Raw genomic sequence first — 16,078 nt, forward strand, 5'->3', positions numbered from 1 at the left:
AACCCACGCGCCGGTGGCGGCCCCGCCGGGACGGACACCGATGTCGGTGGCGGCGACTACTCTTGTCGGGTGGTCGACGTGCAACCTGGGCTCCGGACGGGAGCGACGCCTCTCGCCGTGCGCATGCGGCCGAAGTCGCTTGACGAAGTCGCCGGGCAGCGCCATCTGCTGCGTCCCGGGTCGCCGCTGGTCGCGCTGGCCTCCGACAAGGACGGGCAGTCCGGCTCCGTCTCGGTCATCCTGTGGGGTCCTCCCGGCACCGGCAAGACCACGCTGGCGCAGGCCATCGCGCACTCGTCCGGCCGGCGCTTCGTGGAGCTGTCCGCTGTTACCGCAGGCGTGAAGGACGTGCGCCTGGTGATGGACGAGGCGCTCTCCACCCGCGACCTCTACGGCGTCTCGACCGTCCTCTTCCTGGACGAGATCCACCGCTTCACCAAGGCGCAGCAGGACGCCCTCCTGCCCGGCGTCGAGAACGGCTGGGTCATCCTGGTCGCCGCCACCACCGAGAACCCGTCGTTCTCCGTCATCTCCCCGCTGCTGTCGCGCTCGCTCCTGCTCACGCTGGAGACGCTGAGCGACGAGGACCTCGGCGTCGTCGTCGACCGGGCGGTGTCCGACGACCGTGGGCTCGGCGGCCAGTACACGGTGGACGACGAGGCGCGCGCCGCCCTCATCCGGCTCGCGTCCGGCGACGCCAGGCGGGCGCTCACCGCGCTGGAGGCCGCGTCGGTCACCGCCGCGTCGGTGACGCCCGCGACCTCGAAGAAGAAGCCGGTCATCACCGCCGAGCTGGTGGCGCAGGCGGTCGACCGCGCCCTGCTGCGCTACGACCGCAACGGCGACGAGCACTACGACGTCATCAGCGCCTTCATCAAGTCGGTCCGCGGGTCGGACGTCGACGCCGCGCTGCACTACCTGGCGCGGATGATCGAGGCGGGGGAGGACCCGCGATTCATCGCCCGCAGAATCATCGTCTCGGCGTCGGAGGACATCGGGATGGCGGACCCGCAGGCCCTCGTCGTCGCGATCGCCGCTGCCGACGCGGTGCAGTACATCGGCATGCCGGAGGGACGTATCCCGCTCGCGCAGGCCGTCGTCCACCTCGCCACCGCCCCCAAGTCGAACGCCGCGTACATGGCGCTCGACGCGGCCATTGCCGACGTGCGTGCCGGCAAGATCGGGAGGGTGCCCAAGCACCTCCGCGACGCGCACTATCCCGGCGCCAAGCGGCTCGGTCACGGCAAGGGCTACAAGTACCCGCACGACGACGCGCTCGGCGTGCTGCAGCAGCAGTACCTGCCCGACGAACTGGCCGACACCACCTACTACGCGCCGACCGAGCACGGCAACGAGCGGGACGTCGCCGCGCGCCTGGCGAAGCTGCGCCGCATCGTGCGCGGACGCTGACCGCGGTCTGCTAGAATCGTCTGGCCTAGAAGCGTGTTCAGGGTGCGGCTGCCCGGGACACGCTTTCGACGGGACAGGCCCTTTAGCCGGGCGTCCCTGGCGTCAATCCCTCTCTCTTGCAGGTGAAAGACCCTGCGCAGTGCGCCCCTGAGCGCCCTGCGACCAACATTCGTAGAGAGAAAACCGAAAGGAAATCGTGTCTTCACGTTCCCGCAGCAAGACCCGCGAGTCGCGCGCCCTGGGCATCGCCCTGACCCCGAAGGCGGCCCGCTACATGGAGAAGCGCCCGTACGCTCCCGGTGAGCACGGCCGCACCAAGCGCAAGGCCGACTCCGACTACGCCGTTCGTCTGCGCGAGAAGCAGCGTCTGCGCGCCCAGTACGGCATCCTCGAGAAGCAGATCCGCATCGCGTTCGAAGAGGCCCGCCGCACGCAGGGCCTGACCGGTGAGAACCTGGTCGAGCTCCTCGAGATGCGCCTCGACGCCCTGGTGCTCCGCGCCGGCTTCGCCCGCACCATCTCGCAGGCCCGCCAGTTCGTGGTTCACCGCCACATCCTCGTCGACGGCAAGATCGTCGACCGCCCGTCCTTCCGCGTGAAGCCGGGTCAGCTCATCCACGTCAAGGCCCGCTCCGAGGGCACCGAGCCCTTCCAGGTCGCGGCCGCCGGCGGTCACGTCGACGTCCTGCCCAAGGTTCCGGCCTACCTCGATGTCGAGATCGACAAGCTCCAGGCCCGCCTCGTGCGTCGCCCGAAGCGCGCCGAGGTCCCCGTCACGTGTGACGTGCAGCTCGTCGTCGAGTACTACGCCGCCCGCTAAGGCGAGCGACAGACTCCCGCAGAACGGGGTCGCGGCTTCGGCCGCGGCCCCGTTTCTCGTTCTCCCGGGTCCATCCGGCACCGGTTTCCCGTACGCTGGGGGTCGTATGCCCGTCACGGAATGGAGGGGGCCGTCATGTCCGGAGGCGACATCGCAGGACTGATCGCGGCGGCCGTGTTCGCCGTCCTGGTCGGATTCATCGCCGTTCCGCTGCTGAAGCTCGGCCGTGTGCTCGACTCCACGCGCGACGCCATCAAGGAGGCCAGCGACGGCATCACGCCGATCCTGGAGGAGACGGCGACCACACTGCAGGAGACGAACAAGCAGCTCGCGCGGGTCGACACGATCACCAAGAACGTCGCGGACGTCACGGGCAACGTGTCCGCGCTGGTGGCGCTGTTCGCCGCCACGGTCGGCGGTCCGCTGATCAAGTTGGCGGGCTTCAGCGCCGCCGTCCGCGCCGCCCTCCGGGTGCCCGGGGCCTCCCGGCGTTCCCGGCGCCAGGCGGACTAGACTTGCGCGAGTGCGCTGAGCGCGCGCAACCAGGGAGGGAAGATCCGGCAATGAAGAGTTTCCTGTGGCTCCTGATCGGCGTGGCCGTCGGCTTCGTCGTCGCCCACAAGGTCAACGAGACCCCCAAGGGTCGCGAGTTCTTCGGCACGCTCGACAAGAAGGCGCGCGACTTCGGCGAGGCCGTCTCGGACGGCTACCGTCAGCGTGAGGCGGAGCTCCGCTCGGCCATCGACGGCGACTGACCTCCCCACGCCTCTTCCGACACTCGTCTCCCCGCTCCACACTCGATCGACCGGAAACCATGCAGACTGCTGAAATCCACCGCCGCTGGCTCGACTTCTTCGCCACGCGCGGTCACACCGTCGTCCCGTCCGCCTCGCTCGTCAGCGACGACCCGTCGCTGCTGTTCACGGTGGCCGGGATGGTGCCGTTCGTCCCGTATCTGACGGGCGTCGTCCCCGCGCCGTTCCCGCGCGCGACCAGCGTCCAGAAGTGCATCCGCACGCTGGACATCGAGGAGGTCGGCAAGACCCCGCGGCACGGCACGTTCTTCCAGATGTGCGGCAACTTCTCGTTCGGCGACTACTTCAAGGAGCAGGCGATCACGTTCGCCTGGGACCTCCTCACCCTGTCCGAGGACGAGGGCGGCCTCGGCTTCGACCCGAAGGACCTGTGGGTCACCGTGTACGAGGAGGACGACGAGGCCCGCGAGATCTGGACCCGCGTCGCCGGCCTCCCCGCCGAGCGCATCCAGGGCCTCGGCAAGGACACCAACTACTGGTCGACCGGCCAGCCCGGCCCCGCGGGCCCCTGCTCGGAGATCTTCTTCGACCGCGGCCCCGCGTACGGCATCGACGGCGGCCCGGCGACGGACGACGACCGCTACGTCGAGATCTGGAACCTCGTCTTCATGCAGTACCTGCGCGGCGAGGGCGCCGGCAAAAAGGACTTCGAGATCCTCGGCGACCTGCCGAAGAAGAACATCGACACCGGCCTGGGCCTCGAGCGCGTCGCGTTCATCAAGCAGGGCGTCGACAACATGTACGAGATCGACCAGGTGCGCCCGGTCCTCGACCGCGCGGCGGAGCTGGCCGGCAAGCCGTACGGAAACGAGGCGCTCGAGGACGACGTCCGCCTGCGCGTGGTCGCCGACCACGTCCGCAGCGCGCTCATGCTGATGACCGACGGCGTGACGCCGTCCAACGAGGGCCGCGGCTACGTGCTGCGCCGCCTGCTGCGGCGCACGGTGCGCGCGATGCGCCTGCTGGGCGTGGAGACCGCGACGTTCCCCGAGCTCTTCCCCGCCTCCCGCGACGCCATGAAGGCGGCGTACCCCGAGGTGGAGGCCGAGTTCGCGCGCACGTCGCAGCTCGCCTACGCGGAGGAGGAGACCTTCCTGCGCACCCTCGCGTCCGGCACGAGCATCCTCGACACGGCCGTCGCGAACACCAAGGGCTCGGGCAACGACCAGCTCGCGGGCGACACCGCGTTCCTCCTGCACGACACCTACGGCTTCCCGATCGACCTGACCCTGGAGATGGCGGAGGAGGCCGGCCTCAGCGTCGACCGCGCCGCGTTCGACACGCTCATGGCCGACCAGCGCGCCCGCGCGAAGGCGGACGCCAAGGCGAAGAAGACCGCGCTGGCCGACCTGTCGGTCTACAGCGCGTTCCGCGCGCAGGGCGAGACGGTCTTCACCGGGTACACCGACCTGGAGACGGAGTCGAGCGTGCTCGGCCTCATCGTCGACGGCCAGTCCGTGAACGTGGCGCGCGAGGGCCAGGTCGCTGAGATCATCCTCGGTGCGACCTCCCTCTACGCGGAGTCCGGCGGTCAGGACGCCGACGCGGGCACCATCGTCGGCCCGGGCTACGAGCTCGACGTCCTCGACGTGCAGAAGCCCGTGAAGGGCCTGATCAGCCACAACGTGCTCGTCCGCAGCGGCGAGGTCGGCGTCGGCGCTCCGGCGACCAGCCTCGTGGACGCGGAGTACCGGCGCGGGGCCAAGCAGGCGCACTCCGGCACGCACATCATCCACGCGGCGCTGCGCCAGGTGCTCGGCCCCAACGCGCACCAGTCCGGCTCGTTCAACAAGGCCGGCTACCTGCGCCTCGACTTCTCCTGGAACCAGGCGCTGTCCCCGGAGACCCGCAGCGAGATCGAGGAGATCTCCAACAACGCGATCCGCGACAACCTGCAGGTGACGACGCGCGAGCTGCCGCTGGCGGAGGCCAAGGCGCTCGGCGCGATGGCGCTGTTCGGCGAGAAGTACGGCGACGTCGTGCGCGTGGTCGACATCGGCGGCCCGTGGTCGCGCGAGCTCTGCGCGGGCACGCACGTGGCGACGAGCGCGGAGATCGGCATGATCAACCTGGTCAGCGAGTCGTCCGTCGGCTCCACGAACCGCCGTGTCGAGTCGCTGGTCGGCCTGGAGGCCTTCCAGGACCTCGCGGTCGAGCGCACCATCGTGTCCCAGCTCTCCGGCGCGCTCAAGACGCCGCGCGAGCAGCTGCCCGAGAAGATCGCCGACCTGATGGCGAACCTCAAGGCGGCCGAGAAGCGCATCCAGGCGTTCGAGGCCCGCGCGGTGCTCGACAAGGTGCCGGCCCTGCTGGACTCCGCCACCCGTCGCGGCGCGGTGACCGTGGTCGCGGAGGATGCGGGCACCCTCAACTCCGCCGACGACCTCCGCCTGCTGGCGACGACCGTCCGCGAGCGGCTCGGCTCGGACGCGGCGGCCGTCGCGCTCGCGGCGCGCGCGGCAGGCAAGCCCGTCGTGATCGTGGCGACCAACCAGGCCGCGCGGGACGCCGGCGTGAACGCGGGAGCGCTCGCGAAGACGGCGTCCGGCGTGCTCGGCGGAGGGGGCGGCGGCAAGGCCGACCTCGCCCAGGGCGGCGGCACGGACGCCGAGGCGATCCCGGCCGCGCTGTCCGCGGTGGTCTCGGCGATCGGCTAGCGCGTGCGCAGCGGCGTGCGGCTCGGCATCGACGTCGGGAAGGTGCGGATCGGCGTGAGCCGGTCCGACCTCCACGGGATGCTGGCGACCCCGGTGGAGACGGTCGCACGCTCCGAGGATGCTGCGGATCGGCGCCGGATCGCGGAGATTGTGACCGAACTCGGAGTTTTCGAGATTATCGTCGGGTTGCCTCTGGCGCTCTCGGGTGCGCACACCGCGTCGACGGCGGATGCCGTCGCCTTCGCGGAAGCGCTCGACGCCCAGGTGGACGTCCCGGTGCGATTGGTGGACGAACGGCTCTCGACCGTCTCGGCCCACTCGGCGCTCCGGGCGTCGGGCAAGAACTCGAAAAGCGCGCGTCCGGTGGTGGATCAGGTGGCCGCCACGATAATTTTGCAGCACGCCCTCGACGCGGAGCGCGCTTCAGGCCGTCCGCCGGGCCACCCCGTCGAACCGAGCATTGGACCATAGTTTGTCCCAGAACCCGCAGGAGAAGCCGGAGCCCCCCGTCTTCCCCGCCGTGAACCGGCAGCAGCCGCTGACCCGGCGCGAGGCGCGCCAGGCCAGGGAGGCCGAGGAGGCCCAGGCTGCGCAGGCCCAGCAGCAGGCGCCGGCCCCGCAGCAGGCGCAGGCTCAGCAGCCTCCCGCGGACCTGCCGGCGTCGGTCGTCGACACCCGCAATCCGCAGACCCCCGGGCCGTGGACGCCGCCTCCCGCCGAGACCTCGTCGAACCGCGAGACCCTGGACGGGCTGGACTTCGACTCTGTCGTGACCGGTCCCGTGCCGGTCGACGCCGCGCGCTCGGAGCGGGAGCCGGTCGGCGCGTCCGCCCGCCACGAGGCCGCCCACGGCGCGGCGGCAGGCGACCACGGCCGGTTCGACGACTCGGCGCACGCGATCTTCGCGTCGCTGGCCGATGACAGCGCCGACAGCCCGGACGCGTCCGGCGGTGGACGCGGCGACTCGCCCCTCGCGTGGCGCCAGCAGAACTACTTCTCGCACGAGCCGCCCAAGCGCAAGCGGCGCTGGCTGAAGCGGCTCGTCATCACGCTGGTCGTCATCCTGGTCCTCGGCGGGCTCGCGGCCGGAGGCTTCATGGCGTTCCAGCCGCAGGTCGCCGCGCTCGTGGCGAAGGTCATGCCGCAGAACAACGACTACACGGGCAACGGCACCGGCTCGGTGACGTTCACGATCAAGTCGGGCGACGACGGCAGCGCGATCGCGACCAACCTGCAGAAGGCGGGCGTGACCAAGAGCTACACCGCGTTCTACTCGCTGCTGCTGCATCAGGAGCCGCAGATCGTCTGGCAGCCCGGCGTCTTCAAGCTGGCGAAGCAGATGAGCGCGAAGGCCGCCCTCGCGGCGCTGCAGGACCCGTCCTCCCGGTTGCAGAACACCGCCGTGATCCCCGAGGGCACGGCGGAGAAGGACGCGCTGCAGACCGTGGCGACCGCCACGAAGATCCCGCTCGCCCAGTTGCAGCAGGCCGCCGCCAACCCGGCCGACTTCGGGCTGCCGGCCCAGGCGAAGACGCTGGAGGGCTTCCTGTTCCCGGCGACCTACACCTTCCCGCCGGGCATCACCGCGCACGATGCGATCAAGACGATGGTCGACCGGTCCTTCCAGGCGCTCGACCAGGCGGGCGTGCCGGTCGCCGACCGTTGGAACGACGTGATCCTCGCCTCGATCGTGCAGCGCGAGGCGGGCCTGAAGGACGACTACCCGAAGGTCGCGCGCGTGTTCCTCAACCGGCTCGCGCAGGGCTGGGACCTGCAGTCCGACGCGACCGTCGCGTACGGCACCGGGCACACCGACCGGGTCACGACCACCGACGCCGAGCGTGCGGACGCGGCCAACCCGTACAACACCTACGTGCACGCCGGCCTTCCGGTCGGCCCGATCTCGAACCCGGGCGACCTCGCGCTCAACGCGGTGACCCACCCGGCGGACGGGACGTGGATGTACTTCGTGACCTGGAACCTCAAGACCGGCGAGACGATCTTTTCGACGACCCAGGCGGAGCACGAAGCGGCGGTCGCGAAATGGCAGCAATGGATGAAGGACAACCCCGGCTATGAGTGACGCACCGAAGCCCCGGCCCGCCGCGAAGTCGCGCGCGCCTCGATCGAAGCCGGCGAAGGCCGAGACTGCGGAGGAGTCGCTCGACGCCGTCGAGAACGGGGTGTCGGAGGCGTCCGCCGAGGAGCTGATCGCGGAGCTGGTGGAGGCTGAGCGCGAGGCAGAGGCCGAGGAGGCGGCGATCGCGGAGGCCGAGCGGGCCGCCGACGAGGAGGAGCCGCTGGAGGACGAGGAGCCCGCGGACGAGCCGTCTGCGGAGGAGGAGCCTGCGCAGGAGGAACCCGCGCAGGAGGAGCCCGCGCAGGAGGAGCCTGCTGCCACCCCCACCGCCTCCCGTCGCCTCGCCGTCCTCGGCTCGCCGATCGGCCACTCGAAGTCGCCCGCCCTGCACCGTGCCGCCTACGCCGCGCTCGGCCTGGACTGGTCCTACGACCAGCTGGACGTCAGCGAGGCCGGCCTGTCCGCCTTCCTCGACGGCCTGGGCGAGGAGTGGCGCGGCCTGTCGCTGACCATGCCGCTCAAGCAGTCCGTCATCCCGCTGCTGACCGAGACCGACCGGGTCGCGGACCAGACCGGCGTGGCCAACACCGTCCTGCTGGACGGCGATGACATCAGCGGCTTCAACACCGACGTCGCGGGCATCGTCCGGGCGCTGTCCGCCGCCGGCCTCCAGGAGGCGCGCTACGTGCACGTCCTGGGCGGGGGAGCGACCGCCGCCTCCGCGCTGGTCGCCGCGGCCGAGCTCGGCGCAGAGCGGGTCGACGTCCACGTGCGTGACCTGCAGAAGAGCGTGTGGCTGGAGCCGCTGGCCCACCAGCTCGGGCTGATGATCCGCATCCGGTCGTTCGCGCAGGCCGACCGGTCGCTGGACGTGCCGCAGCTCGTGATCAGCACGCTGCCGGGCGGCGCCTCCACCGAGGCGATCTACACCGACTCGACGCGCCGCGCGGCCGTGCTGCTCGACGTCGCCTACGACCCGTGGCCGAGCGTGCTCGCGACCGCCTGGCAGGCCGTCGGCGGCCGGGTCGTCTCGGGGCTCGCCATGCTCGCGCAGCAGGCGCTGCTGCAGGTGCGCATCTTCGTCTCCGGCGACGTGCTGCAGCCGCTGCCGGACGAGGAGGGCGTGCTGGAGGCCATGCTCGCGGCGGTCGGCATCGACGCGGAGGGGTCGCCGGTGGGTGACGGCTCCGTGGAGGGCGAATCGGAGTAGCCGGAGGCCGCCGCCGGCCGTAACGCCGGGAGGAGGCCCCTTGCCGCTGTGCCAGAATCGAAGCATGCTTCGTTGGCTCACGGCCGGGGAATCCCACGGCCCCGAACTCATCGCCGTCCTGGAGGGGCTCCCCGCGGGGGTCCCCGTCTCCCTGGACGCCGTCCGCGCCGATCTCGCCCGCCGCAAGCTGGGCTATGGCCGCGGCGCGCGGATGAAGTTCGAGCAGGACGCGCTGGAGGTCTCCGGCGGCGTCCGCCACGGTCTGAGCCTCGGCAGCCCGATCGCGCTGCGCATCGGCAACACCGAGTGGCCCAAGTGGGTCGACGTGATGAGCCCGGAGCCGGTCGACCCGGAGAAGCTCGCCACCGGCCGCGGCGCCGCGCTGACGCGTCCCCGCCCTGGCCACGCCGACCTCGTCGGCATGCAGAAGTACGGCTTCGACGAGGCCCGTCCGGTCCTGGAGCGCGCGAGCGCCCGGGAGACCGCGGCCCGCGTCGCGCTCGGCGCCGTCGCGCGCTCGTTCCTCGCCGAGCTCGGCGTCACACTGGTCAGCCACACGCTGTCGATCGGCCCGGTCCGGGTTCCGGAGGACGCCGTGCTGCCCACGCCCGCCGACGTCGCGACGCTCGACGCCGACCCGCTGCGCTGCTTCGACCCGGCCACCTCCGAGCGGATGGTCGCCGAGGTGGACGACGCCCACAAGGAGGGCGACACCCTCGGCGGTGTCGTGGAGGTGCTCGCCTACGGCCTGCCGCCGGGGCTCGGCTCGCACGTGCACTGGGACCGCCGCCTCGACGCGCAGCTCGCGGCCGCGCTCATGGGCATCCAGGCGATCAAGGGCGTGGAGGTCGGCGACGGCTTCCTGACGACCACCCGCCGCGGCTCGCAGGCGCACGACGAGCTCGTGGCCGAGGAGGGCGCCATCCAGCGCACCAGCGACAAGGCCGGCGGCACCGAGGGCGGCATGAGCACCGGCGGCGTGCTGCGCGTGCGCGCGGGCATGAAGCCGATCGCGACCGTCCCGCACGCGCTGCGCACCATCGACATCGCCACGAGCGAGGCCGCCCCTGCACACCACCAGCGCTCCGACGTCTGTGCGGTCCCCGCGGCCGGCGTGGTCGCGGAGGCGATGGTCGCGCTGGTGCTCGCGAACGCGATGCTGGAGAAGTTCGGCGGCGACTCCGTCACCGAGACGGCGCGCAACCTCCACGGCTACCTCGACGCCATCCCGCAGAACCTGGCGACGGAGCGCGCCAGCGCGCCCTACGCCTGAGCACCGTGACGATCGTCCTGATCGGCCCGCCGGCGGCGGGCAAGACCCGGCTGGGCAAGCGCCTGGCCAAGCGGCTCGGCCTCCCGTTCGTGGACACCGACGCGGTCGTGGTCGCCGGGCACGGCGCCATCGCGGAGATCTTCGCGGAGCACGGCGAGCCGTACTTCCGCGCGCTGGAGCGCGCCGCGGTCGCGGAGGCCGTCGCCCGGCCCGGCATCGTCTCGCTGGGCGGGGGAGCGGTGCTCGACCCGGACACGCAGGCCGACCTGGCCGCGACCCGCGTCGTCCTGCTGACCGTGCGGCCCGAGGCCATCGCCGCCCGGATCACCAACCGCAAGCGCCCGCTGGTCACCGACCTGGAGTCGTGGACGCGGCTCGTCGAGGCCCGCACCCCGCTGTACCAGTCGCTCGCGGACTACACCGCGGACACGTCCACCCGGCCGATCGAGACCATCGTGGAGGAGATCGCGCGCTGGGTGGAAGAAGGAGAGAAATGACCGACCAGCCCACCGAGATCCTCGTCGCCGGGTCCGAGCAGTACCCGGTCGTCATCGGCCGCGGCCTCCGGTTCGACCTCGCCGCGCACCTCGGCACCGGGGTGAGCAAGGTGCTCGTCGTCCACCCGCCGACGCTCGGCGCCGCGGCGGCCGAGCTGCGGGAGTCGCTGCTCGGGCCGTACGAGGTGCTGCTCGCCGAGGTCCCGGACGCGGAGGCCGCCAAGCGCGTCGAGGTCGCCTCCTTCCTCTGGGGGATCATGGGCCAGGCCGACTTCACCCGCTCGGACGCGGTGATCGGCTTCGGCGGCGGCGCCGTCACCGACCTGGCCGGCTTCGTCGCCGCGACCTGGCTGCGCGGCGTGAAGCTGATCCAGGTGCCCACGACCGTGCTCGGGATGGTCGACGCGGCGGTGGGCGGCAAGACCGGCATCAACACCGCAGAGGGCAAGAACCTCGTTGGCGCCTTCTACGCGCCGACCGCGGTGGTCTGCGACCTCGACACGCTCACCTCCCTCGGCCGGAACGAGCTGCTCGCGGGCTTCGCCGAGATCGTCAAGTACGGCTTCATCGCCGAGCCGGAGATCCTGGACATCATCGAGCGGGACGTCGACGTCGCCACCGACCCGGAGTCGCCGGAGTTCCGCCGCCTGGTCGAGCTGTCGATCGGCATCAAGGCGCGGGTGGTCGGCGAGGACTTCACCGAGCAGGGCCTGCGCGAGATCCTCAACTACGGCCACACGCTGGGCCACGCGATCGAGCACGCCGAACGCTACCAGTGGCGGCACGGCGCGGCCGTCTCCGTCGGCATGGTGTACGCCGCCGAGCTCGGCCGGCTGAGCGGGCGCCTGAGCGACGAGGCCGTGGACCGGCACCGCCGCATCCTGGAGTCGCTCACCCTCCCGATCAGCTACCCGCTCGGCCGCTGGCAGACGCTGCTGGCGAGCATGCAGCGCGACAAGAAGGCGCGCGGCAGCCTGCTCCGGTTCATCGTGCTGGACGACATCGGCCGGCCGACCGTGCTCGCCGGTCCCGACCAGAGCCTGCTGTTCGCCGCCTACCAGGAGGTGGGATCCTGATGGCCAAGACGATCGCGCAGAAGCTGCTCCTCAAGGAGGGCGACGCCCTGAGCCTCGTGGGCGCCGGCGCGGAGGAGCGCGCGGTGATCGGCGCTCTGCGGGACGGCGTGACCGAGGTGGCGCCGGAGGAGGCCGCCGTCTCCGTGACGTTCGTGCGCACGCGCGACGAGCTGATGTCGCAGTTCCGCACCGAGCTGCCCGCGCTCTCCCGCGCCCGCGCCGTCTGGTTCCTGTACCCGAAGGGCGGCAGGGCCGACTTCAACCGCGACACCTTCATCCGGGAGGCCGGCGCGTTCGGCTGGCGGCCGATCAGCAACGTGGCCGTCGACGATGTCTGGTCGGCGGTGCGCGTCCGTCCGCTCGCGGACGGCGAGGCGCCGGTAGGGTGAGCGGCATGACTTCCGTCCTCGTCCTGAACGGTCCCAACCTCGGCCGGCTCGGCACCCGCGAGCCGGACGTGTACGGCGCGGGGACGCTCGCCGACCTCCGCGCCCAACTGGCCGCGGACGCCGCGGAACTGGACATCGACCTCCGTCAGACCGACGTCGAGGGCGAGCTGCTGCGCTGGCTGCACGAGGCCGCCGACTCCGGCGCTCCGGTCATCCTCAACGCCGGGGCGTGGACGCATTACTCGTACGCGCTGCGGGACGCCGTCTCGCTCGTGACGAAGGCCGGGGGCACCGTCGTGGAGGTGCACCTGTCGAACCCGCACGCGCGCGAGGAGTTCCGGCACACCAGCGTCATCAGCGCCGTCTCCACCGGCGTGATCGCCGGGTTCGGCTTCGAGTCGTACCGTCTCGCGCTGGCGTTCATTCGCCGAAACGCGCGCTGACGTCTAGAATCTTCTGGGGCTCCGTACGCCGGGGCCTGTCGTGGACGGCGAGGGGCGCCGATTCCACCCGAAACTTCCGCAAACCGAATGGAACTCCCGCATGGCATCGACCGCTGACATCAAGAACGGCATCGTCCTCAACATCGACGGACAGCTCTGGAGCGTCATCGAGTTCCAGCACGTCAAGCCGGGCAAGGGTGGAGCGTTCGTCCGCACGAAGCTGAAGAACGTCACGACCGGCAAGACCGTCGACCGCACCTACAACGCGGGCGCGAAGATCGAGATCACCAACGTCGACCGCCGCGAGTACCAGTACCTGTACCAGGATGGCGCCGACTTCGTCTTCATGGACACCAGCGACTACGACCAGCTCACCATCCCCGGCCCGGTCGTCGCGGACGCCGCCAACTTCATGCTGGAGAACCAGAACGTGACCGTCGCGCTGCACGAGGGCTCGCCGCTCTACGTGGAGCTCCCGGCCTCCGTCGTGCTGGAGATCACCTACACCGAGCCGGGCCTGCAGGGCGACCGCTCCACCGGCGGCACCAAGCCCGCGACCGTGGAGACCGGCTACCAGATCCAGGTCCCGCTGTTCCTGGAGACCGGCACCAAGGTCAAGGTCGACACCCGCACCGGCGACTACCTCGGCCGCGTCAACGACTAGTGAGCGCCCGGACCAAGGCGCGCAAGCGCGCCCTCGATGTGCTGTTCAGCGCCGACCTGCGGCAGCTGACCCTGCCGCAGGCGCTGGCGGCGGAGGCGGAGCGCGCGGCCAACGAGCCGACGCGTGAGGCCTCCTGGCTGTACGCGCGCGAGATCGTGGACGGCGTGATCGACCACCAGGACGAGATCGACGAGCAGATCGAGACGTACGCCCAGGGCTGGACCCTGGCGCGCATGCCCGCCGTGGACCGCGCCATCCTGCGCATCGGCGTGTGGGAGCTGCTGTTCAACGACGAGGTGCCGGACGGCGTCGCCATCTCGGAGGCCGTCGAGGCGGCGACCGTGCTCTCGACGGACGACTCGGCCGGCTTCGTGAACGGCCTGCTCGCGAAGATCGCGCAGAACCGCCCGCAGCGCGCATGACCGCGCCGCGCCGGCTCCGCCGGATCGTCGCCGCCACCGTGCTCGCGGTCGCGGTGACCGCGGGCGTCGCGTCCTGCTCGCTGCTCGGCGGCAACTCGAACGTTCCGGTCGCGACGGCGAAGCCCGCCACGGGCACCGACGGCGCCGCGAACTTCGACGGCGGCTACGTGTCCGCCGGCTCCGGCCCGAAGAAGGTCGACCTGTGGTTCGACCCGATGTGCCCGGTCTGCGGCGCGTTCGAGAAGTCGAACGGCACGACGCTGGCGAACGCGGTGAAGGACGGCTCGATCACGCTCCGCCTGCACCCGCTGACCTTCCTGGACCGCGCGTCCAACGGCACCGGGTACTCCACCCGGGCGTCGGCGGCGCTGGTCTGCGTCGCCGTGCACGACCCGGAGCGCACGCTGGAGTACTACCAAGCACTGTTCGCGGACCAGCCGGAGGAGAACTCCAGCGGCCTGACCGACAAGCAGCTCGCGAAGCTCGCGACGGACCACGGCATCACCGACATCTCGGGCTGCCTCGACCGCAGCGGGCCGTACCAGGCGTGGGCGCAGGCGAACACAGCGCAGTCGCAGTCAGGGCCGATAAAGGTCGACGGGAAGAAGGTCCTGGACAATATCCAGGGCACGCCGACGGTGCTCGTGAATGGCAAGCAGTACACCGGCTCGATCAGCGACGAGAAGGAGTTCGCGAGCTTCCTCGGTCGGTGAGCGCCGGAGTCCCTGCTAGGCTCGATCCAATTGGCATCCTTTAATAGCCGTCCTGTGAGGCGGGGAAGGAGGTCGGCATGACAGCGCGCACCGTGCTGCAACAGGCTGACATCGCCCGGGCGTTGACTCGGATCTCCCACGAGATCCTGGAGTCCAACCGGGGAACGAACGACCTGGTGATCCTGGGCATCCCGACGCGCGGCGTCGTCCTCGCCCGGCGGATCGCCGCGAACATCCAGCGGATCGAGCCGGACTCGGTCGCGTCGCCCGACGACATCGTCGGCGCCCTCGACGTGACGATGTACCGCGACGACCTGTCCCGGCATCCCACCCGGGCGCCGCAGCCGACCTCGCTGCCGGGGTCGATCGACGGGCGGACCGTCGTCCTGGTGGACGATGTGCTCTTCTCGGGCCGCACGATCCGCGCCGCGCTCGACGCGCTCAGCGACCTCGGTCGGCCGCGGGCCGTCCGGCTCGCCGTCCTGGTCGACCGCGGGCACCGCGAGCTGCCGATCCGGGCGGACTTCGTCGGCAAGAACCTGCCGTCGGCGGCCTCCGAGCGCATCTTCGTGCGGCTGGACGAGGTCGACGGCGAGGAGTCGGTGACGATCGAGGAGGCCGGGGCATGAGGCACCTGCTCAGCACCAAGACGCTCTCGCGGGACGACGCGATCACCCTGCTCGACGTCGCGGAGGACATGGCCGACGTGCAGGAGCGCGAGGTCAAAAAGCTGCCGACCCTGCGTGGCAAGACGGTCGTCAACCTCTTCTTCGAGGACTCCACCCGCACCCGCATCTCGTTCGAGGCGGCGGCGAAGCGGCTCTCGGCGGACGTGATCAACTTCTCCGCCAAGGGCTCCAGCGTCTCCAAGGGCGAGAGCCTGAAGGACACCGCGCAGACGCTCGCGGCGATGGGCGCGGACGCGGTCGTCGTGCGGCACAGCGCATCCGGGGCGCCGCAGACGCTCGCGACCAGCGGCTGGATCGACGCGGGAGTGCTCAACGCCGGCGACGGCACCCACGAGCACCCGACCCAGGCGCTCCTCGACGCCTTCACGATGCGGCGCCGGCTGCACGGACAGGCGTCGCGCGGGCGCGACCTCGACGGCGTGAGCGTGACGATCGTCGGCGACATCCTGCACTCCCGGGTCGCCCGCTCCAACGTCTGGCTGCTCCAGACCCTCGGCGCGCAGGTGACGCTGGTCGCGCCGCCTACGCTGCTGCCGGTCGACGTGTCGAGCTGGCCGGCTGCGATCGGCTACGACCTGGACGCGGCGATCGACGCCGGGCCGGACGTCGTGATGATGCTGCGCATCCAGGGCGAGCGGATGCACGCGGCCTACTTCCCCTCCGAGCGCGAGTACGCGCGGCGCTGGGGGCTGGACGACGAACGGCTGGGCCGGCTCGGGGCCGATAGCATTGTGATGCACCCGGGACCGATGAACCGCGGGCTGGAGATCTCGGCGGCCGCCGCCGACTCGCCGCGGTCGACGGTGCGGGAGCAGGTCGCCAACGGCGTGTCCGTGCGAATGGCGGCACTGTATCTGCTGCTCTCCGGTGGCGACAGGGATGACCAGCAGACGAATGACGGTGTGCGATGAGTGAGAGCG

The 16,078-nt window shown here is 71.2% G+C and carries 18 protein-coding genes; all 18 read left to right on the forward strand.

What is annotated here, in order from left to right; translation table 11 throughout:
- The first annotated feature begins 69 nt into the window (after positions 1-69).
- The 18 genes from ABCS02_RS06870 (at position 70) to ABCS02_RS06955 (ending at position 16,069) form a co-directional block, all read left to right on the forward strand.
- Positions 70-1,410, forward strand: coding sequence for a replication-associated recombination protein A (locus ABCS02_RS06870; RefSeq protein ID WP_345834842.1), 1,341 nt, complete (start codon positions 70-72; stop codon positions 1,408-1,410).
- Positions 1,411-1,603: 193 nt separating this feature from the next.
- On the forward strand, positions 1,604-2,230 hold the full coding sequence (gene rpsD, locus ABCS02_RS06875) for a 30S ribosomal protein S4 (protein WP_343063666.1): 627 nt from the start codon (positions 1,604-1,606) through the stop codon (positions 2,228-2,230).
- A gap of 135 nt (positions 2,231-2,365) precedes the next feature.
- The gene (locus ABCS02_RS06880; protein ID WP_345834843.1) at positions 2,366-2,743 is read left to right on the forward strand and encodes a DUF948 domain-containing protein; all 378 of its coding nucleotides are present in this window, start codon (positions 2,366-2,368) and stop codon (positions 2,741-2,743) included.
- 50 nt (positions 2,744-2,793) lie between these two features.
- A complete protein-coding gene (locus tag ABCS02_RS06885; protein ID WP_345834844.1) occupies positions 2,794-2,985 on the forward strand; it encodes a hypothetical protein in 192 nt (63 codons plus the stop codon).
- 59 nt (positions 2,986-3,044) lie between these two features.
- The gene (gene alaS / locus ABCS02_RS06890; RefSeq protein WP_345834845.1) at positions 3,045-5,702 is read left to right on the forward strand and encodes an alanine--tRNA ligase; all 2,658 of its coding nucleotides are present in this window, start codon (positions 3,045-3,047) and stop codon (positions 5,700-5,702) included.
- 3 nt (positions 5,703-5,705) lie between these two features.
- Positions 5,706-6,173: a Holliday junction resolvase RuvX gene (gene ruvX / locus ABCS02_RS06895; RefSeq protein ID WP_345834846.1), complete on the forward strand. Its 468-nt coding sequence runs from the start codon at positions 5,706-5,708 to the stop codon at positions 6,171-6,173.
- Between the two features lies 1 nt (position 6,174).
- A complete protein-coding gene (gene mltG, locus ABCS02_RS06900) occupies positions 6,175-7,785 on the forward strand; it encodes an endolytic transglycosylase MltG (RefSeq protein WP_345834847.1) in 1,611 nt (536 codons plus the stop codon).
- The gene (locus ABCS02_RS06905) at positions 7,778-8,992 is read left to right on the forward strand and encodes a shikimate dehydrogenase (RefSeq protein WP_345834848.1); all 1,215 of its coding nucleotides are present in this window, start codon (positions 7,778-7,780) and stop codon (positions 8,990-8,992) included. The genes mltG and ABCS02_RS06905 overlap by 8 nt, the downstream gene beginning before the upstream one ends.
- Positions 8,993-9,056: 64 nt before the next feature.
- Positions 9,057-10,265, forward strand: coding sequence for a chorismate synthase (aroC, locus tag ABCS02_RS06910; RefSeq protein ID WP_345834849.1), 1,209 nt, complete (start codon positions 9,057-9,059; stop codon positions 10,263-10,265).
- A 5-nt stretch (positions 10,266-10,270) separates the two neighbouring features.
- On the forward strand, positions 10,271-10,762 hold the full coding sequence (locus ABCS02_RS06915; RefSeq protein ID WP_345834850.1) for a shikimate kinase: 492 nt from the start codon (positions 10,271-10,273) through the stop codon (positions 10,760-10,762).
- Positions 10,759-11,838, forward strand: coding sequence for a 3-dehydroquinate synthase (gene aroB, locus ABCS02_RS06920; RefSeq protein WP_345834851.1), 1,080 nt, complete (start codon positions 10,759-10,761; stop codon positions 11,836-11,838). The genes ABCS02_RS06915 and aroB overlap by 4 nt, the downstream gene beginning before the upstream one ends.
- Positions 11,838-12,227, forward strand: a complete 390-nt coding sequence (locus ABCS02_RS06925) for a hypothetical protein (protein ID WP_345834852.1) — start codon at positions 11,838-11,840, stop codon at positions 12,225-12,227. The genes aroB and ABCS02_RS06925 overlap by 1 nt, the downstream gene beginning before the upstream one ends.
- A gap of 5 nt (positions 12,228-12,232) precedes the next feature.
- On the forward strand, positions 12,233-12,670 hold the full coding sequence (locus ABCS02_RS06930) for a type II 3-dehydroquinate dehydratase (protein ID WP_345834853.1): 438 nt from the start codon (positions 12,233-12,235) through the stop codon (positions 12,668-12,670).
- A gap of 100 nt (positions 12,671-12,770) precedes the next feature.
- Complete coding sequence (gene efp / locus ABCS02_RS06935) at positions 12,771-13,334, forward strand: elongation factor P (RefSeq protein ID WP_345834854.1); 564 nt, start codon at positions 12,771-12,773, stop codon at positions 13,332-13,334.
- Positions 13,334-13,756 carry a transcription antitermination factor NusB gene (nusB, locus tag ABCS02_RS06940; protein WP_208039424.1) on the forward strand — a complete coding sequence of 141 codons (423 nt, stop codon included), beginning with the start codon at positions 13,334-13,336 and terminating at the stop codon, positions 13,754-13,756. Before efp ends, nusB begins: the two co-directional genes overlap by 1 nt.
- Positions 13,753-14,469 (forward strand): thioredoxin domain-containing protein, encoded by a 717-nt coding sequence (locus tag ABCS02_RS06945; protein ID WP_345834855.1) that lies wholly within the window; start codon positions 13,753-13,755, stop codon positions 14,467-14,469. Before nusB ends, ABCS02_RS06945 begins: the two co-directional genes overlap by 4 nt.
- Positions 14,470-14,546: 77 nt before the next feature.
- Entirely contained in the window at positions 14,547-15,098 is a 552-nt protein-coding gene (gene pyrR, locus ABCS02_RS06950) for a bifunctional pyr operon transcriptional regulator/uracil phosphoribosyltransferase PyrR (protein ID WP_345834856.1), read from the forward strand.
- Positions 15,095-16,069 carry an aspartate carbamoyltransferase catalytic subunit gene (locus tag ABCS02_RS06955; protein ID WP_345834857.1) on the forward strand — a complete coding sequence of 325 codons (975 nt, stop codon included), beginning with the start codon at positions 15,095-15,097 and terminating at the stop codon, positions 16,067-16,069. The genes pyrR and ABCS02_RS06955 overlap by 4 nt, the downstream gene beginning before the upstream one ends.
- Positions 16,070-16,078 lie beyond the last annotated feature (9 nt).

The sequence above is a fragment of the Microbacterium sp. X-17 genome (assembly GCF_039615055.1).